This is a genomic window from Roseovarius sp. D0-M9 (assembly GCF_037083805.1).
Classification (GTDB): domain Bacteria; phylum Pseudomonadota; class Alphaproteobacteria; order Rhodobacterales; family Rhodobacteraceae; genus Roseovarius.
In genome coordinates, this window is sequence record NZ_JBAPKZ010000001.1 from 264,541 (window position 1) to 288,921 (window position 24,381).

21 protein-coding genes are annotated in these 24,381 nt (G+C 65.3%); 13 read left to right on the forward strand and 8 right to left on the reverse strand.

Going from position 1 to position 24,381, the window contains the following annotated elements; genetic code table 11:
- Positions 1 to 147 precede the first annotated feature (147 nt).
- The 7 genes from proS to V8352_RS01370 all read left to right on the forward strand — a co-directional run bounded on the left by proS (position 148) and on the right by V8352_RS01370 (position 8,004).
- Positions 148 to 1,503, forward strand: coding sequence for a proline--tRNA ligase (gene proS, locus V8352_RS01340; protein ID WP_336422442.1), 1,356 nt, complete (start codon positions 148 to 150; stop codon positions 1,501 to 1,503).
- Position 1,504: 1 nt separating this feature from the next.
- Complete coding sequence (locus tag V8352_RS01345) at positions 1,505 to 2,008, forward strand: DUF2937 family protein (protein WP_336422443.1); 504 nt, start codon at positions 1,505 to 1,507, stop codon at positions 2,006 to 2,008.
- 54 nt (positions 2,009 to 2,062) lie between these two features.
- Positions 2,063 to 3,352, forward strand: coding sequence for a lipoprotein-releasing ABC transporter permease subunit (locus V8352_RS01350; RefSeq protein ID WP_442970925.1), 1,290 nt, complete (start codon positions 2,063 to 2,065; stop codon positions 3,350 to 3,352).
- Positions 3,345 to 4,028: an ABC transporter ATP-binding protein gene (locus V8352_RS01355; RefSeq protein WP_336422444.1), complete on the forward strand. Its 684-nt coding sequence runs from the start codon at positions 3,345 to 3,347 to the stop codon at positions 4,026 to 4,028. Before V8352_RS01350 ends, V8352_RS01355 begins: the two co-directional genes overlap by 8 nt.
- A gap of 57 nt (positions 4,029 to 4,085) precedes the next feature.
- The gene (locus V8352_RS01360) at positions 4,086 to 5,069 is read left to right on the forward strand and encodes an Ldh family oxidoreductase (RefSeq protein WP_336422445.1); all 984 of its coding nucleotides are present in this window, start codon (positions 4,086 to 4,088) and stop codon (positions 5,067 to 5,069) included.
- 83 nt (positions 5,070 to 5,152) lie between these two features.
- Positions 5,153 to 5,560 carry a DUF4864 domain-containing protein gene (locus tag V8352_RS01365; protein ID WP_336422446.1) on the forward strand — a complete coding sequence of 136 codons (408 nt, stop codon included), beginning with the start codon at positions 5,153 to 5,155 and terminating at the stop codon, positions 5,558 to 5,560.
- Positions 5,561 to 5,712: 152 nt separating this feature from the next.
- Positions 5,713 to 8,004, forward strand: coding sequence for a glycosyl hydrolase family 28-related protein (locus V8352_RS01370; protein WP_336422447.1), 2,292 nt, complete (start codon positions 5,713 to 5,715; stop codon positions 8,002 to 8,004).
- A gap of 62 nt (positions 8,005 to 8,066) precedes the next feature.
- Here the strand turns inward: V8352_RS01370 and V8352_RS01375 are convergent, their stop codons facing one another.
- Positions 8,067 to 8,630, reverse strand: coding sequence for a cupin domain-containing protein (locus V8352_RS01375; RefSeq protein ID WP_336422448.1), 564 nt, complete (start codon positions 8,628 to 8,630; stop codon positions 8,067 to 8,069).
- A 185-nt stretch (positions 8,631 to 8,815) separates the two neighbouring features.
- Here V8352_RS01375 and V8352_RS01380 point away from each other — a divergent pair, with 185 nt between their 5' ends.
- From V8352_RS01380 to V8352_RS01390, 3 genes are all read left to right on the forward strand, one after another.
- Positions 8,816 to 10,093 (forward strand): 4-aminobutyrate--2-oxoglutarate transaminase, encoded by a 1,278-nt coding sequence (locus tag V8352_RS01380; protein ID WP_336422449.1) that lies wholly within the window; start codon positions 8,816 to 8,818, stop codon positions 10,091 to 10,093.
- A gap of 134 nt (positions 10,094 to 10,227) precedes the next feature.
- On the forward strand, positions 10,228 to 11,460 hold the full coding sequence (locus V8352_RS01385) for a putative DNA modification/repair radical SAM protein (protein ID WP_336422450.1): 1,233 nt from the start codon (positions 10,228 to 10,230) through the stop codon (positions 11,458 to 11,460).
- Positions 11,460 to 12,923: a UdgX family uracil-DNA binding protein gene (locus V8352_RS01390; protein ID WP_336422451.1), complete on the forward strand. Its 1,464-nt coding sequence runs from the start codon at positions 11,460 to 11,462 to the stop codon at positions 12,921 to 12,923. Before V8352_RS01385 ends, V8352_RS01390 begins: the two co-directional genes overlap by 1 nt.
- Here the strand turns inward: V8352_RS01390 and V8352_RS01395 are convergent.
- The 4 genes from V8352_RS01395 to V8352_RS01410 form a co-directional block, all read right to left on the reverse strand.
- Positions 12,886 to 13,485 (reverse strand): flavin reductase family protein, encoded by a 600-nt coding sequence (locus tag V8352_RS01395; protein ID WP_336422452.1) that lies wholly within the window; start codon positions 13,483 to 13,485, stop codon positions 12,886 to 12,888. The genes V8352_RS01390 and V8352_RS01395 overlap by 38 nt on opposite strands.
- 120 nt (positions 13,486 to 13,605) lie before the next feature.
- Positions 13,606 to 14,454: an ABC transporter permease gene (locus V8352_RS01400; protein ID WP_336422453.1), complete on the reverse strand. Its 849-nt coding sequence runs from the start codon at positions 14,452 to 14,454 to the stop codon at positions 13,606 to 13,608.
- The gene (locus V8352_RS01405; RefSeq protein WP_336422454.1) at positions 14,447 to 15,469 is read right to left on the reverse strand and encodes an ABC transporter permease; all 1,023 of its coding nucleotides are present in this window, start codon (positions 15,467 to 15,469) and stop codon (positions 14,447 to 14,449) included. Before V8352_RS01405 ends, V8352_RS01400 begins: the two co-directional genes overlap by 8 nt.
- A 100-nt stretch (positions 15,470 to 15,569) precedes the next feature.
- Positions 15,570 to 17,324 carry a peptide ABC transporter substrate-binding protein gene (locus V8352_RS01410; RefSeq protein ID WP_336422455.1) on the reverse strand — a complete coding sequence of 585 codons (1,755 nt, stop codon included), beginning with the start codon at positions 17,322 to 17,324 and terminating at the stop codon, positions 15,570 to 15,572.
- Positions 17,325 to 17,543: 219 nt separating this feature from the next.
- Here V8352_RS01410 and nikE point away from each other — a divergent pair, with 219 nt between their 5' ends.
- Together nikE and V8352_RS01420 are read left to right on the forward strand one after the other, a co-directional pair.
- On the forward strand, positions 17,544 to 19,121 hold the full coding sequence (gene nikE / locus V8352_RS01415; RefSeq protein ID WP_336422456.1) for an ABC transporter ATP-binding protein: 1,578 nt from the start codon (positions 17,544 to 17,546) through the stop codon (positions 19,119 to 19,121).
- A gap of 77 nt (positions 19,122 to 19,198) precedes the next feature.
- On the forward strand, positions 19,199 to 20,359 hold the full coding sequence (locus V8352_RS01420; protein ID WP_336422457.1) for a M20 aminoacylase family protein: 1,161 nt from the start codon (positions 19,199 to 19,201) through the stop codon (positions 20,357 to 20,359).
- Between the two features lie 11 nt (positions 20,360 to 20,370).
- Here V8352_RS01420 and V8352_RS01425 read toward each other — a convergent pair whose 3' ends face one another.
- From V8352_RS01425 to moaA, 3 genes are read right to left on the reverse strand one after another with little or no spacing between them, the layout of a single operon-like run.
- Positions 20,371 to 21,417 (reverse strand): glycosyltransferase family 4 protein, encoded by a 1,047-nt coding sequence (locus V8352_RS01425; RefSeq protein WP_336422458.1) that lies wholly within the window; start codon positions 21,415 to 21,417, stop codon positions 20,371 to 20,373.
- A 33-nt stretch (positions 21,418 to 21,450) separates the two neighbouring features.
- On the reverse strand, positions 21,451 to 22,740 hold the full coding sequence (locus tag V8352_RS01430; RefSeq protein ID WP_336422459.1) for a 3-deoxy-D-manno-octulosonic acid transferase: 1,290 nt from the start codon (positions 22,738 to 22,740) through the stop codon (positions 21,451 to 21,453).
- Between the two features lie 10 nt (positions 22,741 to 22,750).
- Positions 22,751 to 23,758 (reverse strand): GTP 3',8-cyclase MoaA, encoded by a 1,008-nt coding sequence (gene moaA / locus V8352_RS01435; RefSeq protein WP_336422460.1) that lies wholly within the window; start codon positions 23,756 to 23,758, stop codon positions 22,751 to 22,753.
- Positions 23,759 to 23,899: 141 nt separating this feature from the next.
- Here moaA and V8352_RS01440 point away from each other — a divergent pair, with 141 nt between their 5' ends.
- Entirely contained in the window at positions 23,900 to 24,376 is a 477-nt protein-coding gene (locus V8352_RS01440) for a hypothetical protein (RefSeq protein WP_336422461.1), read from the forward strand.
- Positions 24,377 to 24,381: the final 5 nt, after the last annotated feature.

The following is a 24,381-nucleotide window of genomic DNA, read 5'->3' on the forward strand; positions in this document are numbered from 1 at the left end:
TGGACTTTATCCACATGTCGCCCAAGCAGCGGGCGCTTTCAAGTGCAGGTTTGCGCCAAATGGGCGGCGGCGCCTGCACGCTGTGCTTGCCGGGGCGCGCGCCAAGCCATAAACGGGGCATGTATTTGTTCCCCCGAGAGGTTCGCCATGCGTCTGTCCCGCTATTTCCTGCCCGTTCTGAAAGAGACGCCCTCCGAGGCGCAGATCGTGTCGCACCGCCTGATGCTGCGTGCTGGCATGATAAAACAGGCAGGCGCCGGCATTTATTCGTGGCTGCCCATGGGCTTCAAGGTGCTGCGCAAGCTGGAGGCCATCGTTCATGAAGAGCAGATGCGCGCGGGGCATATCCCGATGCTGATGCCGACGCTGCAATCGGCGGATTTGTGGACCGAGAGTGGGCGATATGACGCCTATGGCCCCGAAATGTTGCGCATCAAGGACCGTCAGGGGCGCGATCTGCTCTATGGGCCGACCAATGAGGAGATGATCACCGACATTTTTCGCAGCCATGTTGGTAGCTACAAGGATCTTCCCCTGACACTGTATCATGTTCAGTGGAAGTTCCGCGACGAGATCCGTCCGCGCTTTGGTGTGATGCGGGGCCGCGAGTTTTATATGAAGGACGGCTACAACTTCGATCTGACGCGCGAGGATGCGCTGCACGCCTATAACCGCCACCTTGTCAGCTACTTGCGCACGTATGAGCGCATGGGATTGCAGGCGATCCCGATGCGCGCCGACAGCGGGCCGATCGGCGGCGATGACACGCATGAGTTTCTGGTTCTGGCCGAGACCGGCGAGAGCGAAGTGTTCTATGATGCCGAGATCACCGATCTGAGATTCGGGGACCGCGAGGTCGATTTCGATTCGCACGACGCCTGCCGCGCGGTGCTGGACGAGTTCACATCGCGCTACGCGCGCACTGACGAGACACATGACGCGGCGCTCTTTGCCGAAATCCCGGAGGAGCGCCAGCGCACCGCGCGCGGCATCGAAGTGGGCCAGATTTTCTACTTTGGCACCAAGTATTCGGACGCGATGGGCGCGACGGTGCAGGGGCCGGACGGCAAATCGGTGCCGGTCCACATGGGCAGCCACGGGATCGGCGTCAGCCGCCTCGTCGGCGCGATCATCGAGGCGAGCCATGACGACAAGGGCATCATCTGGCCTGAGGGCGTGACGCCCTTTCACGCGGGTATCGTCAACCTCAAGCAGGGTGACACCGAGGCGGATGCGGCTTGCGAGGCGCTCTATGCGGGGCTGGTCGCGCTGGGCCTCGATCCGCTCTATGATGACCGGGACGAGCGGGCGGGCGGCAAATTCGCCACGATGGACCTGATCGGCTTGCCATGGCGGATTACCGTGGGTCCGCGCGGCCTGAAAAACGGTGTGGTCGAGCTGACCTGCCGCCGCACCGGAGAGAGCGAAGAGATGCCCCCCGAAGACGCCATTCAGCGCATCGCCGAGATTTACGCGCCCCACCGCGGCGCGTCGCCCTTCTAAGGTGCTGGTTCGTGCGCTTGCGATGGTGGGCGGCCTTGCCGGGGCGGTGGGGGCCTCGCAGTTCCCCGAGTTCTCGCAGCAATACGTGCAGCGGCTGGGCGGCGCTGTGGACGAGCTGGGCCGGTTTGTGGCCGATTTCGACGCGGATGCCGCCGGAGCCGGTCTGGACCGGGAGGAAGCGTTGGCCGATCTGGGCGCGGGCGGCGTGATGGGCGCCGCGCGGGCCGAGACGATGACGGGCGTCATCCTGCGTCACGAGCGGCTGTCGCAAGATCTTGAGCGGCTGCGAAGCGCCGGGCCGTTCACCCGCGCCTATCTGATGCGCAGCGCGGCGGACGGGGAAATCGCAGCTGCCGCTTGGGACGAGTTTCAGCCCGCCTTGCCGCTGACTGCGGCGGGCGGGATCTTTGCCGGGGCGGGATTTCTGGGTGGTCTTGCACTGATGGGCGCCATGCTGGCCCTGATCCGCGCGCCCTTTCGGCGGCGCGGCGCCCGCATCGCTTGACGGGCCAAGCCCCCCGGCGCAAGTTGCGCGGAATCTGATGAGAGGTTTTCACTAGTGGCAGGCAAATCGGCCCCCTTCGCCCCCTTTGAATGGATGATCGCCTGGCGGTATCTGCGCGCCAAGCGCGCCGAGGGCGGCGTCAGTGTGATGACGTGGATCTCGCTGATCGGGATCACGCTTGCGGTGCTGGCGCTGATTGCAACCTTGGCCGTAAGAGCGGGGTTTCGTGCGGAATTCGTGGATACGATCCTCGGCTCCAACGCGCATGTCACTGTCTATGAGGCCGGAGAGGTGGATTCTGCCACAGGCCGTATCGACCGCATGATCGAAGACTATCCGGCCATGGCCGAGCGCGTGCGTGCCGTGCCGGGCGTGACGCGCGTGGCGCCCCTCATCAAGGGGCAGGTGATGGCCAATGCGCGCGACCGCAATGCAGGCGTCGAGGTGTTCGGCATCTCGCTGGAGGATCTCAAGGGCATTCCGCGCGTCGCTGACCCCGAGACCGGGCAGGGTGATATCGAGCAGTTCGGGTCGGGAATTGCCATAGGCTCGGGCGTGGCGCGCGAGCTGGGTGTCGGTGTGGGCGACCGGGTCAAGATCATTTCGCCCGGCGGGGTCAAGACCGCCTTTGGCACAACGCCGCGCGTGAATGCCTATGATGTGGCCTATATCTTTACTGCCGGGCGCTGGGACATCGACCGCACACGGGTCTATATGCCCTTTGAGGAGGCGCAGTCGTTTTTCAACCGCGAAGGCGCGGCGGACGAACTGGAGGTCATGGTAAGTGAACCCGAGGAGGTCGGCGAGCTGTCAGTGCCGCTGATGCAGGCTGCGGGTTCGAGTGCGCTCCTATGGACATGGCAGGATCAGTCCGGCGGGTTTTTGCGGGCGCTGGAGGTGGAGGACAACGTGATGTTCATCATCTTGTCGATCCTTGTCTTGATCGCGGCGATGAACATCACCAGCGGCCTGATCATGTTGGTGAAAAACAAAGGCCGCGATATCGGCATCCTGCGCACAATGGGCCTGACCGAAGGCGCGGTGCTGCGCATCTTTTTCATTTGCGGCGCCTTCACCGGGATCATCGGAACGGCGATGGGCGTTATCCTGGGCTGCCTTTTTGCCCTCTACATCGACCCGCTTTTCGCCTTCGTGAGTTGGGCGATGGGGGGCGAGATCTGGGATCCATCCGTGCGGGGCATCTATTACCTGCCCGCCAAGCTGCAATTTGCGGATGTGATGTCGGCGGTGGCCCTGTCGCTGACGCTGTCGTTCATCGTGACGATCTTTCCTGCGCGCCGGGCCGCGCGGATGAACCCCGTGGAGGCGCTGCGCTATGAGTGATCCCGTGCTGCGCCTGAATGGCATTGAAAAATTCTATAATCGCGGCAAGGAGGCCGAGATCGCGGTGCTGCGCGGCGCGGATCTGGAGATTGCGCGGGGCGAGATTGTTGCGCTGGTGGCGCCTTCGGGCGCAGGCAAGTCGACGCTGCTGCATATCGCGGGGCTGCTGGATACCGCCGACGCAGGCGAGGTGTCGATCGGGGGCGAGGTGATGACGGGCCTTGGCGACCGGCGTCGCACCATCGCGCGTCGGCGCGATGTCGGGTTCGTCTACCAGTTCCACCACCTGCTGCCGGAGTTCACGGCGCTGGAGAATATCGTGCTGCCGCAGCTTGCCGAGGGCGTGTCGCGCGCCAAGGCGAACGCGCGGGCGCAGGAGCTCTTGGATCATGTCGGTGTCGGTCCGCGTGCGGGCCACCGTCCATCGGCGATGTCGGGCGGCGAGCAGCAGCGCGTTGCGTTTTGCCGGGCGCTGGCGAACCAGCCGCGTCTTTTGCTGGCCGACGAGCCCACGGGCAATCTGGACCCGGCCACCGCCGATCAGGTCTTTGCCACGCTGGTGGGGCTGGTGCGCGATACCGGATTGTCGGCGTTGATCGCGACCCATAACCTCGAGCTGGCGGCGCGCATGGACCGGGTGGTCAAGCTGGATCAGGGGCACCTCGTCGCGGGGTGATTGACGCGGGGCCTTCCCGAAGCGCAAAAGGCCACAAACCTGCAAGGAGCCGCCGCAATGCCTGTCATCGAAACCGCTGAAATCGAAGCGCTGTCCAAAGCCGCGCTGATGCGCCATGGGGCCGAGGAATGGATCGCCGCCAGCGTGGCTGACGCCATTCGCGAGGCGGAGGCCACGGGCAACCGGATCTGCGGACTCTATTATCTCGAAAGCTACTGCCTGCAATTGGGAAGCGGCCGGGTCAAGGGAGCCGCCCAGCCAGAGGTGACGCGCCCGCGTCCCGGCTCGGTGCGGGTGGATGCCAAGTTCGGCTTTGCGCAGGCCGCGTTTCAGCGGGCGCTGCCCGAGGCGATTGCCGCCACGCGCGAGAATGGCACGGCCTCATTGGCGGTCTGCCATGCGCATACCTGCACCTCTCTGGGCTATTTTACCGGGCAGATTGCGCGCGCCGGGTTGATCGGGCTGGGCCTGACGAATGCGACGCCCATTGTTGCGCCGCCGGGCGGCAGCACCCGCGTCATCGGCACCAATCCGATCGCGTTTTCTGTGCCCGACGGGCAGGGCGGCATCGCCATGCAGTTTGATCAATCGACGACCACTGTCGCTTTGGGCAAGATCACGATGGCCAAGGCGGCGGGCGAGGCAATTCCCGAGGGCTGGGCCGTCGACAAGGATGGCCGCCCCACGACAGACCCCGAGGCGGCGCTGGCCGGATCGCTGGTGAGCATGGGCGGCTACAAGGGCTGGGGCTTTGGCCTGATGGCCGAGATCCTCGCCGCAGGTCTGACTGGCGGCCTTGCCAGCCAGGATGTGGCGCCATTGAAGGCCCCCGAGGGCGCGCCGCACGATCTGGGCCAGTTCTACCTGCTGATTGATCCCGGCCTGTCCGATCATTTCGCCGCGCGGCTGGCGCGAGTGGCCGAAGGCGTTGCGGCCAATGAGGGCGCGCGGATGCCCGGCCAAGGGCGCGTCGAGGCGACGCGCGTCGATGTGCCGGATGCGCTTTGGTTGCAATTGCAGAGGCTGGCGGGGCACGCCTGAACTGGGCCTGAGCCGGTCTTGACGGTCTTGTCATTTGCCATGAGGGGCGTGCGGGATATGTTTCCCATCAGGGAGACATGAACATGAGACATTTCATCTTGGCGCTTTGCGCTGCCGCCGCCCTCAGCCTGCCAAGCGCCGGCATCGCGCAGGAAGAGCCGATCCGGGCCGTCATAGAGGCGCAGATCGAAGCCTTCGAAGCGGATGATTTCGACACGGCCTTCACCTATGCCAGCCCGACGATTCAGGGAATGTTCGGCAATGCGCAAAATTTTGGCGCCATGGTCAAGGGCGGCTATCCGATGGTCTGGCGGCCGGATAACTTGCGCTTTCTGGCACTCGAGACGCGGGGCGGGCGGCTCTATCAGGATGTTCTCGTGCGCGATCTGGACGGAGCGCTGCATATTCTGGAATACCAGATGCAAGAAGGCGACGACGGTTGGAAAATCAACGGCGTGAATATCCGCCGCGCGCCAGCCGGGACGGCCTGACACCGCGCCTTGCACCCCCCACCGTTACGGTGCTGCCAGCACGCGTTAACCTTCCCTCTTTAAGTCCCTCAGCCAACCGGGCGCTTCCCGGTCTGGCCTCAATAGAGATGTCCGCCGCCCGCCGGGCGCGCCGGATGCGAAAGGGAAACAAGATGAACAAGGCAGTAACCGACGGGATTATCTTCATGCCGCCCAGCTTTGCAGAGGGCTTGGATGTCTGGTCCAGCGGCGATGGCACTCCGGGGTCTGATACCTACCTGAATGCGCCAAATGCGGCCTTTGTGCCTGCCGATCAGGATTTTGGCGGCGCGTTGGAGCTGCTGAAGGCGCAGTCCGTGCAGCGCCTGCGCTACATGGGCCAGACGCCGATCCTGCCGGGCTGTTACCTGCGCGTGACGGCGCGCATCAAGGCGATTTCGGGGAACCTGCCCACGGTGCGCATCGCGGGCCGCGCGGGGCTGCCGGTTGGCGGCGCGGTGGCCGGTGTGGCAGGGACCGGCCCGCAAGTGACATTGACGCGCTACGGCGAGGTGGTCGAGATCAGCGCAATCGTGGGTATCGGCCAGCGGCCCGGTGTCGATATGGTCTGGGGCCCCGGCGCCACATACGGCCACTTCGGTCTGGACCTGACGGGGGGCAACGGTGGCATTGTGCGCATCGACGATCTGGTGATCGAGGACATCACGCGCGTCTTTATGCGCGATCTGATCGATATCGTGGATGTGCGTGACTATGGCGCCATCGGCGACGGGGTGCAGGATGATGCCGCAGCCTTCGAGGCGGCGGATGCGGCGGCGGACGGGCGTGATGTCTTGGTGCCTGATGGCACATACCGTCTGGGTGATAGCGTCACGATGCAGTCCTCGGTCCGCTTCGATGGCACGGTCGTCATGGCGCGCGAGCACATCCTGTCACTGACGCGCAACTACAACCTGCCTACCTACATCGACGCCTTTGGCGATGAGGAGGAGGGCTTTCGCAAGGCATTCCAAGCGCTTTTGAACAATGCGGACCACGTGTCGCTGGATATGCAGGGTCGCATCATCTCGTTGACCGGGCCCATCGACATGGCCGCCGCCGTGCCTGACAAGACGAACTATTCGCAGCGCCGCCTTATCAAGAACGGACAGTTCTCGGCTCTGGATCGGGCGGCTTGGGAGGACGAGGTGGTCACCTCGCGCGCCACCTATTCGCCGACCAACAGCCTGCGCCTGACGGGCGTCGTCAATGTGGCCAATATACCCGTGGGCGCAGTGGTCGAAGGCAGCGGCGTGGGCCGCGAAGTCTATGTGTCGGCGGTAGATATCCCCGCGCAGGAGGTGAGCTTGAGCCAGCAACTCTTTGACGCGGCGGGGACTCAGACGTTCACCTTTCGCCGGTTCAAATACATGCTGGATTTCAGCGGATTTGAAAAATTGAGCAAGTTTTCCCTTTCGAACATCGAATTTCAGGCCGGCGGTGATTGCAGTTGCGTGATGTTGCCGCGTGCGGGCACCGGATTTCACTTTCGCGACTGTTTCTTCACACGCCCCAAGGATCCCGGCATCTCGAGCCCGTCGGTCGGCGATCAGGGCATGATCGTGGATCGCTGCCAGTTCCTGTCGGATGAGGGCGACCAACTGGTCGTCGACCGCAAGGCCATCGCGATCAACGCCAATGCCAACGACGTCAAGCTGCGCGACAACCGTGTGGTGCGTTTTCGTCACTTCGCGCTGCTGGCCGGGTCCAGCAACATCGTCTCGGGCAACCACTGGTTTCAGGGTGACGAGTCCAATGACGGCACGCGCACGGCGGGTCTGATCCTGACGCGCACGAATTGCCGCACGACGATCAACTCCAACTATGTCGACAATTGCTTTGTCGAGTGGACCAACGAGCATGACGCAGCGCCTGAATTTGCCAGCGAGTTCTCATTCAGCGCCCTCAACATGGTCGACAACGTGTTCTTGGCCGGCAACGTGGCGCCCTGGTTCAACTTCTTCGTGGTCAAGCCGCATGGTGCGGGGCATTTCCTGAACGGGATCAATGTCAGCGGCAATTCGTTCCGCATCATCGATGATCCTATCGACCGTATCGAGCGGATCGACACCACCTTTGCCGACCTCGACTATAACCGGATCAAGAACGTCTCTTTTGAAGACAATACTTACGGCAATATCTTCAATCCGGTATCCAGCCCGCTTCTGGTCGAACACCAGCAATCCTCGCCCACCGAGACCTGGACGATCGACGCAAGCAGCAGCCTGCCTTTCGGCGCATTTGCCCAGACGGTGACGTCGGCCATTCCCGCCGGGCCGCTGCGCAACTCCAGCGGCGCCATCGTGCATGTCGCGCCCTATTACGAGGCCAAGCAGGGGCCAAGCAGCAGTTGGGTCCGCCTGCAATTCGGGCAGCCGGTGCGCGGCACGATGACGGTTGTGATGCGCATCGACGATCCGTTCTGAACAGCAGATGTCACGGCAAAAATCCGAGGGCGGGCCGGTGTGCCCGCCTTTTTTTGTCGCGCTCAGAAAGTGGGCGGGGTGCAGGCGCTGATGATCTCGCAAGGCTCCGGGCCGACCTGGCGAAAGCGGTGGGGATTGCGGCTGTCGAAGTAATACGCATCGCCTGGGCCGAGCACCTTGCGCTGATCGCCCACCGTGACTTCGATGCGCCCGCGCACGACGATGCCGCCCTCTTCTGCCTCGTGGCCGATCATGGTGCGGCCCGTGTCGGCGCCAATCTCGTAGGTCTCGGCCAGAATCATCATCGCCCGGCCATAGAGCGTGCCGCCGATCTGGCGCAGGGAAACGCCGTTCTTGCCGATCTCGGTCAGTTCTTCGGCGGCGTAGAACACCTTGCGCTCGGCCTCTGGCTGAAAGGCAAAGAACTCCGACAAGGCTATGGGAATGCCCTCGAGGATGCGTTTCAGGGCCGAGACAGACGGGTTCATCTTGCCCGCCTCGATCAGCGAAATTGTGGAGTTGGGAACCCCGGTTTTCTTGGCCAGGGCGCGCTGTGACAGGCCCGCCTGCATGCGCACTGCCTTGAGGCGAGGCCCCAATTCCAGATCACCTTCGGTGTCGGGCATATCATCAATCCTGAACAGTTACATTTCCGTCATAATTAAATCAACGGGTTGCCCCGCACAAGAAACAGACTTTTGAGCGGTGATGAAAGGGCGTACAGACGGGACCATCACCCGAGCGCGCGAATCCGCGCCGGGCCTAACCACGGTTTTTCCAAAGCCGAACCATTTTCTCGAAAGGATGCGTCATGTTGAACGCCGAGATCGCTGAACGCCGCACCGGCGCCATTTCGCAAGGCGTGGGCATGATGACCCAAGTCTATGCGGATCATGCCAAGAACTCCGAAGTCTGGGACGTCGAGGGCAATCGTTACATCGACTTTGCCGCCGGGATTGCGGTGGTCAACACCGGCCATTGCCACCCCAAGGTGATGCAGGCCGTGTCCGATCAGGTGGCCAAGTTCACCCACACCTGCCACCAAGTGCTGCCCTACGAGAACTATATCCGGCTGGCCGAACGCCTGAATGACAAGGTGCCGGGCGATTTCGAGAAAAAGACCGTTTTCGTCACCACTGGCGCCGAGGCAGTCGAGAACGCGATCAAGGTTGCGCGCATCCATACTGGTCGCTCGGCGGTCATCGCCTTTGGCGGCGCGTTTCATGGCCGCACGTTCATGACCATGTCGATGACGGGCAAGGTCGCACCCTACAAGAAGGGCTTTGGCGCGATGATGCCGGACGTTTACCACGTCCCGTTCCCGATCGACCTGCATGGCGTGTCGACCGAGGATGCGATGGCGTCGATGCACAAGCTCTTCAAGGCCGACCTCGACCCCGAACGCGTCGCGGCAATCATCATCGAGCCGGTGCAGGGCGAGGGCGGCTTCTATCCCGCGCCCGCCGAGCTGATGCGCGGTATTCGCGCACTCTGCGATGAGCATGGTATCGTGATGATTGCGGATGAGGTGCAGACAGGCTTTGCGCGCACCGGCAATCTCTTTGCGATGGAAGGCTATGACGTGGCCGCCGACATCACCACGATGGCCAAGGGTCTGGCTGGCGGCCTGCCGCTGGCTGCGCTGACGGGCCGCGCCGAAATCATGGATGCGGCGCATCCCGGCGGTCTGGGCGGCACCTATGGCGGTAACCCGCTGGGCATCGCGGCATCCAACGCCGTGCTGGACGTGATCGAAGAGGAAGACCTCTGCAACCGCGCGAACGAGCTTGGCTCGCGTCTCAAGCAGCGGCTCGAATCCATCCGCTCGACGACACCCGAAATGGTGGATGTGCGCGGCCCCGGCTTCATGGTCGCGGCCGAGTTCAACCTGCCCGATGGCAGCGCTCCCAACCCCGACATGACCAACCGCATCCGTATGGAGGCGCTCAAGCGCGGGTTGATCCTGCTGACCTGCGGTGTCTATGGTAACGTGATCCGCTTCCTTGCGCCGATCACCATCCAGGACGAGATCTTTGCCGAGGCGATGGACATACTAGAGGAATCGATCGCCGCGGCGCGGACGGCCTGAACTACAGAAATTGGTTAACGAGTATCAGAGCGGGCCTTCGGGTCCGCTCTTTTTTTGTGCCGGATCCAGCACCGCCCCGCGCGTATCGACGCACCACCATTGCCTGACGGGGTGCGAGAACATATAAAGAACATATGACTCGCCAAACCCTGGATGAAAAACTCGCGATCCTAAGCGATGCCGCCAAATACGACGCCTCTTGCGCGTCGTCGGGCGGCACCAAACGCAATGCGCGCGCGGGCGGTCTGGGGTCGAATACCGGCAGCGGGATCTGCCACAGCTACGCGCCGGACGGGCGCTGCATCAGCCTGCTGAAGATCCTGATGACCAATTTCTGCATCTACGATTGTAGCTATTGTATCAACCGCGTGTCCTCCAACGTGCCGCGCGCGCGATTTTCCGTGGACGAGGTCGTCAAGCTGACCATCGAGTTCTATCGCCGCAACTACATCGAGGGGCTGTTCCTGTCGTCTGGTGTGATCCGCTCGCCGGATGCGACGATGTCGGACATGGTTCAGATCGCGCGCAAGCTGCGCCATGAGGAGCATTTCAAGGGATATATCCACCTCAAGACCATCCCGGACGCCGCCCCCGAATTGATCGCCGAGGCGGGGCTGCTCTCGGACCGCCTGTCGATAAACGTGGAATTGCCAACCGACGCCGCCGTGCAGACCTACGCACCCGAGAAAAACCCTAGCCAGATCCGCCGTGCCATGGCCGATGTGCGCCAGCGCCGCGAGCTGGCCAAAGACCAAAGCCACACGGGCAAGCGCCCGCCAAAATTTGCCCCGGCCGGGCAATCGACCCAAGTCATCATCGGCGCGGATGCATCGACCGATGCGACCATTCTGGGTCAATCCACCCGGCTTTATTCCGGCTATGGGCTGCGGCGCGTCTACTATTCCGCCTTCTCGCCCATTCCCGATTCCTCGGCCAAGCTGCCCCTGATTAGCCCGCCGCTTCAGCGCGAGCATCGCCTCTATCAGGCTGACTGGCTGCTGCGCTTTTACGGCTTTGAGGTGGATGAAATCACATCGGTGACGCCGGATGGCAATCTGGACCTCGAGATCGACCCCAAGCTGGCATGGGCGCTGCAACACCGGGGCCTGTTCCCGCTGGACGTCAACCGCGCCAGCCGCGAATTGCTGCTGCGGGTGCCGGGATTTGGCGTCAAGACGGTGAACCGGATCCTGACGACCCGGCGCTATCGCCACCTGCGCTACGAGGATATCACCCGCATGGGGGCGTCGATGAAGAAGGCGGGCGCCTTCGTGACTGCGGGCGGCTGGACGCCCGGCACGCTGACGGATTCGGCCAACCTGCGCGCGCGCTTTGCCCCGCCGCCAGAACAGATGAGCCTTTTTTGATGCGGCAGGTCAGCGTCCCGCTGATCGGCGCGGCGGGGGCGTGGCGCGAGGCGGCGCGCGGCCTTCTGGCGGCGGGCGTGCCGCCCGGCGATGTGCTTTGGAACGCCGAAGGGCAGCAAGAGGCCCCGGATCTTTTCGGCACTGAGGTCTCGGCGCTGGTGCCGACGGGGGACATCACCGTGCCGCGCAGCTTTGTCGCGCTGGCAAACAGCGTCTGTTTTCACAGCGATCCGCAACGATACGCGCGGCTCTATGCGCTTTTGTGGCGGCTGCGCGCCGCGCCGCATCTCATGTCCAACCGGGCCGACCCGGACCTGGCCAAGCTGCGCCAGATGGAGAAGGCAGTGCATCGCTGCCGGCACAAGATGCGCGCCTTCGTCCGTTTTCGCGAGATCACGGCGCCGGGCACGAACCGGCGCAGCTTTGCCGCATGGTTCGAGCCGACGCATTACACGCTCGAGATGAACGCAGCTTTCTTTCGGGACCGCTTTGCCGATATGAACTGGCGGATCGTGACGCCGGATGTCACCGCGATCTATGATGGCGCAGATGTGCGGCTGGAGCCGGGGCAGGACCCGCCGCACTTGCCCGAAGATGCCAGCGAAGAGCTGTGGCTGACCTATTTCCGCAGCATCTTCAATCCGGCGCGGCTCAAGGTCAGTGCCATGACGTCCGAGATGCCGCGCAAATACTGGAAGAACCTGCCCGAGGCTGCCGCGATTCCCGACATGATCGCGGGGGCACCCGCCCGTGCCCGCGCAATGGCCGCCGCCGCGCCCACGCTGCCACCGGTCCGCGCCGCCCGCGCGCAGGCGCAGCTGGCGGCGCATAAATCTGCGTGGACAGACGGCGGCGCCGGCCTTGAGGCCGATATTCGTGCCTGCACGCGCTGCCCTTTGCATTGCCACGCGACCCAAGCCGTCTGCGGTGAAGGGCCTGAGGATGCCCGCCTGATGATCGTGGGCGAGCAGCCGGGCGATCAGGAGGATCTGGCAGGCCGGCCCTTTGTCGGGCCTGCCGGACAGCTTTTCACGCGCCTCGCCGGGCAGGCAGGGCTGGACCGCGAGGCGGCGTATCTGACCAACGCCGTCAAGCATTTCAAGCATATCCCGCGTGGACGCCGCCGGATCCACCAGCGCCCGGACGCGGGCGAGGTCGCGCACTGCAAATGGTGGCTGGATGCCGAGATCGCGCGCACGCAGCCCGATCTGATCCTCGCCATGGGCGCGACGGCGGCGCTGGCCCTGACCGGATCGGGCGCGCGCATCACGGCGCGGCGCGGCCGGATCGAGCGGGGGCTGGCGGGCCGAGACGTGCTGCTGACGCTGCACCCTTCATACCTCTTGCGGCAGCCGAATGAGGCGGCGCGCGCCCGCGCCACCGACGATTTCCGCGCCGATATGGCCCAAGCCGCAGGGTTGGCGCCTATGTCTTTGGGCGGCCCATCTCCCAAGCGCTCGTGACGGTTGTGTAATCGGCGTAGCCCATCCGCGCGATGGGGCGCGCCGCGACCGTGTCAAAGCGCCCGTCCTTGATGAATTCGTCGCGGATATGCGTCTGAACGACTTCGCCGATCACCATGTAGCGGTCCAGAAGCGTGCCGTGCCGATCACTCAGCTGGCGCACTTCGAGCGTGACACATTCCAGCGCCGCCGGGCTGGCGGCGACAAAGGGCGTGCGGATGACCTCTGGCGTGCCCTGCTCGAGGTTCGCCAGCTCGAACTCGTTGACGCCCGAGGGTTCGGGGCTGGACGAGATGTTCATCTGCTTGGCCAGTGCCTCGGTCGCAAGCGAGAAAGTGAATTCGCCTTGCTCGCGCGCGTAGATTGCCGAATGTTTTGCCCCCTCGCTTGAGAACATGACCATATCGGGGTCCGAGCCGATGGCGTTGAAGAAGGAATAGGGCGCAAGATTGGGCAGCCCGCCGGGATCGAGCGTGCCGATCCAGCCGATCGGGCGCGGCGTGATGATGGCCTTGAGCGGATTGTATTTTATCGTATCGGGCCGGTCGTCGCCGTAATGCATCGAGGTCTCCTTTTGGGATATTTTCGCGGCACCTTAGCCGACATGCCGCCAGTGTCGAGGTGCACCGGGCAGCAAGGTGCCCGGTGACACCTTTTTTACAAGATAAAACCGCGCGATGCCTCAGGGGCGCGGCCTGCGCTGATGCGGGTCGGCCAGATCGCGCAAGCCATCCCCAATTAGCGTAGCGGCAAGCGCCGTTGCCGTGATCAGTGCGCCGGGTGCCAGCGCGCGGGTGGGATGACTGCCAAGGTGGGCGGTGCCGTCATGCAACAGACGCCCCCAGCTGGGCATGTCGGGCGGAAATCCAAGGCCAAGAAAGCTGAGCGCGCTTTCCATGAGGATGGCCGACGCGATGCCGAGCGCCGCCGAGACACCCAGCGGGCCGGCGATGGCCGGCAGGATATGGCGCCAGATCAGCTGCGGCAGGCGTGTCCCGGTGCTGCGCGCGGCGCGGATGAAGTCGCACTGGTTCAATGCCGCGACTTCGCCCCGCAGGATTCGCGCCGGAGCCATCCACATGGTCGCCCCGATTGCGATGGTGATGAGCAGAAAAAGCCCCGCTTCGGCGCCGAAGCGGGCCGCCAGCGGCCCGCGAAAGAGCGTGGCGGCGATCAGCAGCAGCGGAAGGAGCGGCAAGGCAAGGAAAAGGTCCGTCAGCCGCATCAGCGGCCCGTTCAGGCGCCGCGAGAGTCCGGCGGAGAGGCCGATGGCCGTGCCAAGGCCAAGCGACAGCATCATCGCCGCCAGCCCGACCATGAGCGAAAGCCGCCCGCCCGCCATCACCTGCGCCAGCATGTCGCGGCCCAGTTGATCCGTGCCAAGCGGATGGGCGAGGCTTGCGCCCTGATTGCGGACGCTCAGATCCAGCGCGTCGGGCGGCACCGGCCACAAAAGCGGGCCCAAGAGGACAAAGCCTGCAATCGCAGCGAGAAGGGCCGCGCCCGCAATGAGGCTGCGGCGCTCATGCATTGCGCAGCTCTGCGTCGCCCAGCCTGGGGTCGAGCCATCTGAGCGCGAGATCCGAGCCAAGATTGGCCAGCACGATAAAGACCGCGATCAGGGCCGTGACCGTCTGAACCACCGGCAGGTCGGTCGCCTTGAGCGAGGTGATCAGCAGCTGCCCGATGCCGTTCACGCCAAAAATAGCCTCGGTGATGATGGCGCCGGCAAAGATTTGCGGCGCGCCGAGTGCGATGACCGGCACGACCGGGATGAGCGAATTGGGCAGGGCGCGCCGCCAGATCACGCGCGCCTCCGGCAGGCCCTTGGCGCGCGCGGCGCGGATGTGCTCGTGCCCCAGCGTGTCCAGCATGGCCGCGCGCATATAGCGGGTGATCTGGGCCGTGGTCTGGAGGCTGAGGACCGCGATGGGCAGCGCCATCTGTCCAAGCATGGCGCCGAGGCTGTCCCAGTCAGTGACGCGCAGGGTGGTGTCATAGACTGTTGGCGCCCAGCCCAGCTGGACCGCAAAGACGTAGATCAGCACCGCCGCCGTGAAGAAGGGTGGCAGCGCAAAGCCAAGGGCCGCCACCGCCGTGCCGATCCGGTCGAGCGCGCCGCCCCGCCGCCGGGCCGAGGCAACGCCGAGCATGACTGCGGCGCAGATGCCCAAGACATAGGCGCTGCCCACCACCAGCGCCGTCTGGGGCAGGCGCTGCGCGATCAGCGTCATGACGGGGCCGCGCGTCTGCCAGCTGAGGATGCGCGCCTGGCCTTCGGTCCGCGCCGTGCCGAGCAGGCCGTCGAGCGCGACGCAAGGCTCGATCACCAGCATCTGGTAGAGCCATTTGCCAAAGCGCACCGGCGCAGATTGCCCAATGCCGAGCGCCTCGCGCATGGCCTCGCGCACATCTGCCGGGATCGTGGCGGGCAATTGCGACATGGGATCGCCGGGCGCCACCTCGAGCAGCGCAAAGATCACGGCCCAGATCACGAGGAGCGTGGGCACGGCCATGGCGAGGCGGCTGAGAACGTGGGATCGCATGGCGTGCATGGCCTTGAAATGGGTAGGGCAATGACCAGTCTAGGGCGTGCGCCGGGCGGCTGGCAATGCGTGGCGCAACGTGCCTTTTAGGGGGCCGGCTCTAACCGGGCAGCCGGTGCCATTCGGCGATGTTCCAAAGCTCGCTGTCCCAGGCATTGATCCGCACGCCGCCCAGCGAATTGGCGTGGGCCGACACGCGGCCCCGGTCGATCAACGGCACAACCACATGCTGCTGCACCAGCATGTCATTCAGTGTGCGGGCCAGTGCCGCGCGGTCCGCCGTGCCGTTCGTGCCTGACAGACGCTCCAACAGCGCGTCATAAGCCGGATCGCACCAATGGCCGACGTTGTTCCCGCGCCAGCCGTTTTCGGCCGTGGGTGCATTTTCGCAGGACCATCCGGCCAGATACGCCTCGGGGTCGGGGCCATCCGACGCCCCCGCATACATCTGGATATCGGCGTTGAATTTCTGAAGCGTGTCGCGGCTGCCCGAGCCGCGGCCGAAGAAGACCGAGGCGTCGACGCTGCGCAACTCGGTCTGGGCACCGATCTGGCGCCACCATTCCTTGGCCAATGCCTGAAAGTCCTGCCGGACGGCGTTGGTCGAGGTCTGGAACACGAAGGACAGCTTCTCGCCCCCGCGTTCGCGCACGCCATCGCCGTCGCTGTCGATCCAGCCGGCCTGATCGAGAAGCGCGCGCGCCGCGTCGATGTCCTGCGTCTCGCAGCCCGCATTGGCGTCCGAGGCATAGATCGGCGGGCCGGGCAGGATGTTGCACGCGACCCGCCCCGTGGGGCCATAGCCGATCTCGGCCATGACACCCCGGTCAAGGGCCAGCGCCAAAGCGCGGCGCACGGACACATCCGCCAGCGCGGGGTGCGGCGCGGATGCGGGATCGGTGCTTATGTCGGGATTGGCCTGAGGTTCGCGCAGGTTGAAGGCCAGCCGCTCGACCAGTGTCGAAAACGCGGTCACGATCTGGCCGTTGCCCTGCGCGGCCATGTCCATCAGCACGTCGGGGGACAGTTGCAGGTTCCATGCGTAGTCAAACTCGCCCGTCTCCAGCACGGCGCGGCCAGCGGAGCTTGCGTCGCCGCCGCCCTTGATCAGCATCTCGGCGAAGGCGGGCTGGCCCGGCACCCGGTAGCGATCATTCGCCTCAAAGAGGATGGCGTCATTCGGCCGAAACTCCGTCACCTTGAAAGGCCCGGTGCCGATGGGGGCGAAATTCGCCTCGGTGCAGCTTGCCGCGTCCGCCCCGAGGCAATCGGCGAATTGCGCCGCCTGCAAGAGCGGTGTCTGCGGCCCGACGAAGGCGGCATAAGGATAGGGCTTGGGCCCGGTAAAATGCAGCACGGCGGTCAGCGCATCGGGCGTCTCGACCCGCGCCACATCGCGAAACTTGTCGGCCTGCGCACAGCCCGCGCCGGGGGCGGTGCAATAGCGATGGGTAAAGGCGATATCGGCCGAGGTGACATCGGTGCCGTCGGACCATGTGAGGCCCGGTTTGAGCCGCCACGTTATGCTCTGCATGTCTTCGGCGACATCGCCATTTGCCAGCGATGGGATCTGCGTGACCAGCCACGGAATCATCTCGCCCTCGGGCGTCAGCCGCGCGAGCGGCTCCAGCACCGGCGAGGCGGCCTCGACATCCTTGACGCCGCCCGAGAGGTAGGGATTCAATGTCGAGGGTGCCTGCCAATAGACCACACGCACCATGCCATCCTGCCCGCGCAAGGGCGCATCCGCCGCGGTGTCATGTTGCCCGGCGATGGCTTGCCCACTCATAGCGCCGCCGCTAAGCCCTGCAAGCAGAGCGGCACATCTCAGCGCAGCGGCGGATCGGGCGAACATGGCAAATCTCCTTTGCGGGTGCGAAAGTCTGGCAAGGACGATCGCAATGGTGTTTCCGTATGTTAAACTCTCTTTACCAAAGTTACGCGTGTGAATGACATCGGGACCAGCGTGAATTTTTGAAAAGCATGATAAACTCTTTGCATATGCTGGATATATACGCAGGTGTCGCGACATGCCGGTAAATGGCACGCGGATCCCGTCACCCCGAGGAGGAGCGTGATCCTGCCACTTCTGGACATCTGCGGTCTTTCGGTGCGCTATCCCGGTGCGCCCTTCGATGCCGTCGCGCAGGCTTCCCTGTCGGTCGGGCCGGGCGAGGGGCTCAGCATCATCGGCGCGTCGGGCGCGGGCAAATCGGCGTTGATCGCGGCACTGATCGGGCTGGCGCCGGCGGGTGCGCAGGTGACGGGCCGTGCCCTCTGGCGGGCGGGGCAGGGTGCGCAGGTGGATCTGCTGGCGCTGCCGCAGCGCAGGTTGCGCGCACTTCTGGGGCGCGAGATCGGAGTGATTTTTCAGGATCCGGGCGCATCGCTCGATCCGGTGATGCGCATTGGCGTGCAGGTGGGCGAGGGGATGCGCGTGCACTTGGGCACACCGCCGCGCGCGGCGCGCCAGCGTGCGCTCGATTTGCTGGCGCGTGTGGGCCTGCCGGACCCGGAGGGCTGCTTTGAGGCGTATCCACATCAGCTTTCGGGCGGTATGCGGCAACGGGCGTGTATCGCGGTCGCGCTTGCCTGCGGGCCGCGTCTGTTGATCGCGGACGAGCCGACGACCGCGCTCGATGCGCCGCTGCGGGCGGGCATCCTTGATCTGCTGGGCAATTTGCGGCGCGAGACCGGAATGGCGCTGCTGACGGTGACACATGACATGGACGCGGTGCGCCGCATCGGCGGGCGCGTCGCGGTGATGGACGGGGGCCGCATTGTCGAGGAGGGGGCGGTAGAGAACGTGCTGGCCGCGCCGCGCCATGCCGCGACGCGCGCGCTGATCTCGGCGGTGCATTCCCCCCATTCGCCGCCGGAGGCAGCGCCCGCGCCCGCGCCGATTCTCGCCATCGACGGGCTGAGCGTGCGCTACGGCGCGCGCGCGCCTGCAATAAAAGAGGCAAGCCTGTCGCTTGCGCCGGGCGAAACACTGGCCTTGGTCGGTGCATCGGGCAGTGGCAAATCGACGCTGGCGCGCGCCGCTTTGGGGCTGGAGCGGGCCGAACGCGGCGAGGTGCGGATCGGCGGCACGGATATCGCAGGGCTGCGCGGCGACGCGCTGAGGCAGATGCGGGCGCGCATCCAGATGGTCTTTCAGGATCCGATCACCGCCCTCGATCCGCGCCGCAGCCTCGCGCGACAGGTGGGCGATCCTTTGCGTAATTATGGGCGCGATGCCGATCATGCACGCCTAGCAGCGGTGTTTGCGCAGGTCGGCCTCGCGCCCGATCTGATGCACCGCCTGCCGCATCAGGTGTCGGGCGGGCAACGCCAGCGCGCGGCAATCGCCCGTGCGCTGATCCTCGATCCGGATATCCTCGTGGTGGACGAGGGGCTGTCGGCGCTCGACACGGTTCAGGCGGCGGCGATCCTTGCCCTTTTGCGGGCCGAGCAGAGGCGGCGCGGCCTTGCCATCCTCTTTGTCACGCATGATCTGCGCGCCGCGCGCGGCATTGCCCACCGGATCGCGGTGATGGAGGCAGGCCATATCGTCGAAGAGGGTCCGGCCGCGCGCATTCTGGCCGCGCCAAGGCATCCCCATACGCACGCATTGGTCACTGCCAGCGCATTGGTCGCGCAAGGCGATTAGGCCCTTTACGCCGAAGGCCTTGGGGTTCATCTTCGCGCCCGAGGCCCGCATAAGACCGGCGCCCAAGGAGACACTTCATGCCGATCAAGAACCGCTTTGCCGAGACCCATGCCGACATCACTGCATGGCGCCGCGATATCCATGCCCATCCCGAGTTGATGTTCGACACGCATCGCACCAGCGCGCTGGTCGAGCAAAAGCTGCGTGACTTCGGCTGTGACGACGTGGTGACGGGGCTGGGGCGCACCGGCGTTGTCGGCGTGATCCGGGGGCGGGCCAGCGCTTCGGGCAAGGTGGTGGGCCTGCGCGCCGACATGGATGCGCTGCCGATCCACGAGACGACGGGCGCAGCCTATGGCAGCACGGTGCCCGGCGCGATGCACGCCTGCGGGCATGACGGGCATACCGCGATGCTGCTGGGCGCGGCGCAATACCTGGCCGAGACGCGCAACTTTGACGGCACTGCGATCGTCATCTTTCAGCCCGCCGAAGAGGGCGGTGGCGGCGCCGACGTCATGTGCAAGGATGGCCTCATGGAGCGCTTCGGCATTCAGGAAGTGTATGGCATGCACAATTGGCCCGGAGTGCCTGCGGGCCAGTTCGCGATCCGGCCCGGCGGGTTCTTTGCCTCGACCGATGAGTTCGAGATCACGGTGACCGGGCGCGGCGGCCATGCGGCCAAGCCGCATGAAGGCGTCGACCCCATCGTCATGTCCGCGCATATCGTCACGATGCTGCAGACGATCGCCAGCCGCAATGCCGATCCGACCGAGCAGATGGTGGTTTCGGTCACCTCGATCGAGTCGTTGACCAAGGCGCTGAACGTCATTCCCGGCTCGGTCCATCTCAAGGGGACAGTGCGCACGCTGAACAATGCGATGCGCGATCTGGCCGAGGCGCGGATTCGCGGCATCTGCGAGCATCTGGGCGCGGCCATGGGCGGCACCGCCGCGCTGGAGTTTCGACCGGGCTATCCGGTGATGGTCAATCACCCCGATCAGACCGATTTCGCCGCGGATGTGGCGCGCGGAATCGCGGGCGACTGCGCCGAGGCGCCTTTGGTCATGGGGGGCGAGGATTTCGCCTATATGCTCGAGGAGCGTCCAGGCGCCTACATCCTCGTCGGTAATGGTGAGACCGCCGCCGTTCACAATTCGGATTATGATTTCAACGATGAGATCATTCCCGCCGGCTGCAGCTGGTGGGCCGAGGTCGTCGAGCGGCGAATGCCCATCTAGCCTTGCCCAGCCTAGGCGTGGGCCTCGCTGCGCCAGAGCATGTCGTAGACCGCGCCGATGCCGTCGGCCTCACCCTCGATGCTAAAGCGGGCGGTGGCCGCGGCGCGTGCCGCGCTCGCCATGGACGCGTGCCGCTTGGGGTCGCGCAAAAGGGCGCTCAGCGCGGTCGCCGCCTCGGGGGCGTCGCGGACAATCCATCCCGCCGTCTCGCCCATGCTGAAATCGCGGTAGTATCCGGCATCGGTCGCAACGAAGGGAACGCCGCTCGCCATCCCCTCGAGCGGGGCCATCCCATAGCCTTCATAGACGGGCAATTGCACCACCATAGACAGACCGTGTAGCAGCGTGGGCAGCGCCTCGGGTGACACCTCACCGGCAAAGATAATGCGCTCTTGCAGGTTTGCGGCGGCGACGCGCGCCTTCAGTTCTTGCAAAAATGCAAGGTCGCGGCGCCCCGCACGCCCCAAAACCAGCGCTGTGACATCCGGTTGGTCCGGCAGAAGGCGCAGCATGGCGTCGATGAAACGGTCAGTGCCCTTTTCGGGCCGGATGCGGCCGATCGTGGCAATGCCGCGCTGGCCGGGATAGCCTGTGGCGGCCCAGGCGGCGGCGCGGTCGGGTGCGGGCTGGTAGGCGGCACAATCGACGCCGTGGGGCACGACGGCGCGCACATGAGGCACGAAATCGGCGGCGCGCTCTGTCGTCGCGATCACCGCATCCATGCGCGAGATCAGCCAGCGGGGCAGGGCCGAATGGCGCCGCTGCGCGGCAGAGGTGAAAACGATGCGGATCGGCAGGCGCAGCACGTCCCGCGCCCAAAGGGCAGCGCGCATTTCGGTGTTGCGGCGCACATGCCAGATCACGAAATCCCGGCCCTCAGGGGCGCGGCGCGACAGGCGCCGGGCCTTGGCGACCGTTACGGGTGCGGGGCAACCGGGCAGGGGCTGTCCTGCCAAGGCCAGATCATAGCGCGGCGCCTGCGCGCGCAGCACGCCCGCCGCCGTGGCCGAAACCCCGGTGAAGTTGCGATTGAAATTGGTGACGATCAATTCGGTCAAGATGCAGGCTCCGCGACGTTGCGCGCTCCCGTCCTAGCGCAGGCCAAGCGCCGCGCCTAGCGTTGTCGCAAGATCAGCGAGGCTATCCTCCTGCGCGGCGGCGAAGGCCGAGGCGCCCGTGCGCATCGCCTCCAGATCGTCCGGCGCGCCCAAGAGCTCTGCCACAGCCGCACCCAGCGCGCCCGCATCCGCGACCTGTCGCGCTGCGCCTGCGGCATCCATCTTGGCATAGCCCTCGGCGAAATTGGCATAAAGCGGCCCGTGCAGCACCGCCGCGCCGCCATGGGCTACCTCGAAGGGGTTATGCCCGCCCACCGGCACGAAGGTGCCGCCGACGCAGACCAGCGGCGCAAGGCGATACCATAGCCCCATCTCGCCCAAGGTATCGGCCAGATAGACGGGCGCCGTGCCGATAGGCGCGCCCGCGCTGCGCCTTTCATGGGTCATGCCTGCCTGCGCCAGCAGGCGCGCGATGTCGCCTGCGCGTTCGGGATGGCGCGGGACGAGGATCATCAGCGCGCCCGGATGCCGCTTCAGCACCGCCTGATGCGCGGCTATGGCGATCTCGTCCTCGCCGGCATGGGTCGAGGCCATGACCCACAAAGGCCGGGCGCCGCGCTGCGCGCAGAGCGCGCCGAGCATATCGGCGTCATGGGGCACAGGCCCTGCCATCGCCTTGAGGTTTGCGCCCGCCGCCGCCTGCGCGCAGCCCAAACCGCGCAAATGCTCGGCCGTGCGGGCGTCCTGGCAATGCACCATGGCGAAATGGGCCAATAGGTAGCGCGCCGTGCGCCCGATCCGCGCCCAGCCGCGCGCCGAGCGATCCGAAATCCGCGCGTTCAGGAGCGCGAGCGGGATGCCATGCGCCGCAGCCCCGCGCAGCATATTGGGCCAAAGCTCGCTCTCGACGAAAACACCCGCATCGGGGCGCCAATGGCCTAGGAAGCGCGCCACGGCGGATGGGCTGTCGAGCGGCGCGAACTGGTGGCGGCAGCGCGGCGGCATACGCCCCGCGATGATGCGCGCCGAGGTGGCCGTGCCCGTGGTGATGAGAAATTCAAACGCAGGATGCTGCGTTCCCAGCACCTCGATCAGGCGCAGGACAGACAGGCTTTCGCCGACGCTCGCTGCATGAAACCAGATCAACCTTCCCTCGGGGCGGGGGGCCGTCGCATGGCCCATACGCTCGGCGATGCGGGTGGTGTCCATGCCTTCGGCGGCCAGTTTGCGCGCGCTGCGCCGATACGCCAGCGGCATGAGCGCCCGTGCGGCCAGCGCATAGATACGCACCAGCGGCGTCGCCGGGCCGGGCGCCCCTGCCACTGCCATCGCCTTAGCCGCCCGTGTGGCTCATGTGGCGGGGCATCTGCCCGTCGACGGTCTGGCGAGAGTAGTCGAAATCATGGCCCTTCGGCTTGCGCGCGATTGCGCCGCGAATCGCCTCCTGAAGCGGTGTGGCGTCGCTTGGATGGTTGCGCAGGGCCGGGCGCAGATCGGCCATGTCCTCCTGTCCGAGGCACATGTAGAGCTGGCCCGTGCAGGTCAGGCGCACGCGATTGCAGCTTTCGCAGAAGTTATGGGTAAGCGGCGTGATGAATCCGATCTTTTGCCCCGTCTCCTCCAGCCGCACGTAGCGCGCGGGCCCGCCCGTCCGTTCGGGCAGATCGGTGATGGTGTACTGCTCTGAAAGTCGGGCGCGCAGATCCTTGAGCGGCCAGTATTGATCCAGACGGTCCTCGTTGCCGATATCGCCCATCGGCATCACCTCGATCCACGTCAGGTCCATGTCGCGGCTGGCGCACCATTCTGTCAGGCTGAAGAGCTCGTCCTCGTTGAAGCCCTTGAGCGCGACGGCGTTGATCTTGACCCGCAGGCCCGCTGCCTGCGCTGCGTCGATCCCGCGCAGAACCTGCGGCAGGCGGCCCCAGCGGGTGATGTCCGCGAATTTCTGCTCGTCTGCAGTGTCCAGCGAGATATTGATGCGCCGCACGCCCGCGGCGTAGAGGTCTGTTGCGAAACGCTCCAACTGAGAGCCGTTTGTGGTCAGGGTCAATTCGCGCAGCGCGCCGCTGTCCAGATGGCGCGTCATCGCGTCAAAGAACGTCATGATCCCGCGCCGCACGAGCGGCTCACCGCCAGTGATGCGCAGCTTTTGCACACCGAGGCCGATGAAGGTGCTGCACATGCGGTCCAGCTCTTCCAGCGTCAGAAGCTCTTTCTTGGGCAGGAATGTCATGTTCTCGGACATGCAATAGACACAGCGAAAATCGCAGCGATCCGTCACGGAGACGCGCAGGTAATCGATGGTTCGCTGAAAAGGGTCGACAAGAGGTGTATTCATGCCCCGAAGGGTAAGGGTCGGCGCAGGCCGGGGCAAGGGCGATGTGGCGCGGAACGCATTGGTCGCGCAGATGCGCGGCGCGGCGCCGGGGTGGGGCGGTAGGTATTGAACGGACCGGCGGCGCGGCATAGGCTGGCAGGTATGAAACGCATCCTTTGCCTTGTCGCCCTGAGTGTCCTCACCGGCTGCGCCAACGCGCCCGAATGGTTGCGCCCGGATGCGGCCAAGCCGGAGCCGGAGCCAGAGCCTGTGGTTGCCGCCCCATCTGAATCGCTCACCCCGCCTGTAACCGCCCGGACGGCCGAGCAATTCGATACCAGCAGCGCAGAAGACAAGGCCGCCGCCGCCGCGCCCGCCGCCGGGGGGCGCGCATTGGGCACGACGATTGCCAGCCTTGGCGCGCCGGGCGAGCCGGGATTCTGGCTGAAAACGCCGCTGGTGACGGCGGCGGGGCCGGGACGCGTCGTCTATCCGGCCAATGGCAAGTCGGTAAAGGTCGATCTGATCCCGCTGGACGCCGAGCCCGGGTCTGGCAGCCGGATGTCGCTGGCCGCCTTGCGCGTGATCGAGGCGCCCCTGACGGGGCTGCCCGAGGTGCAGGTATTTGCGCTCCCCTGACCGCC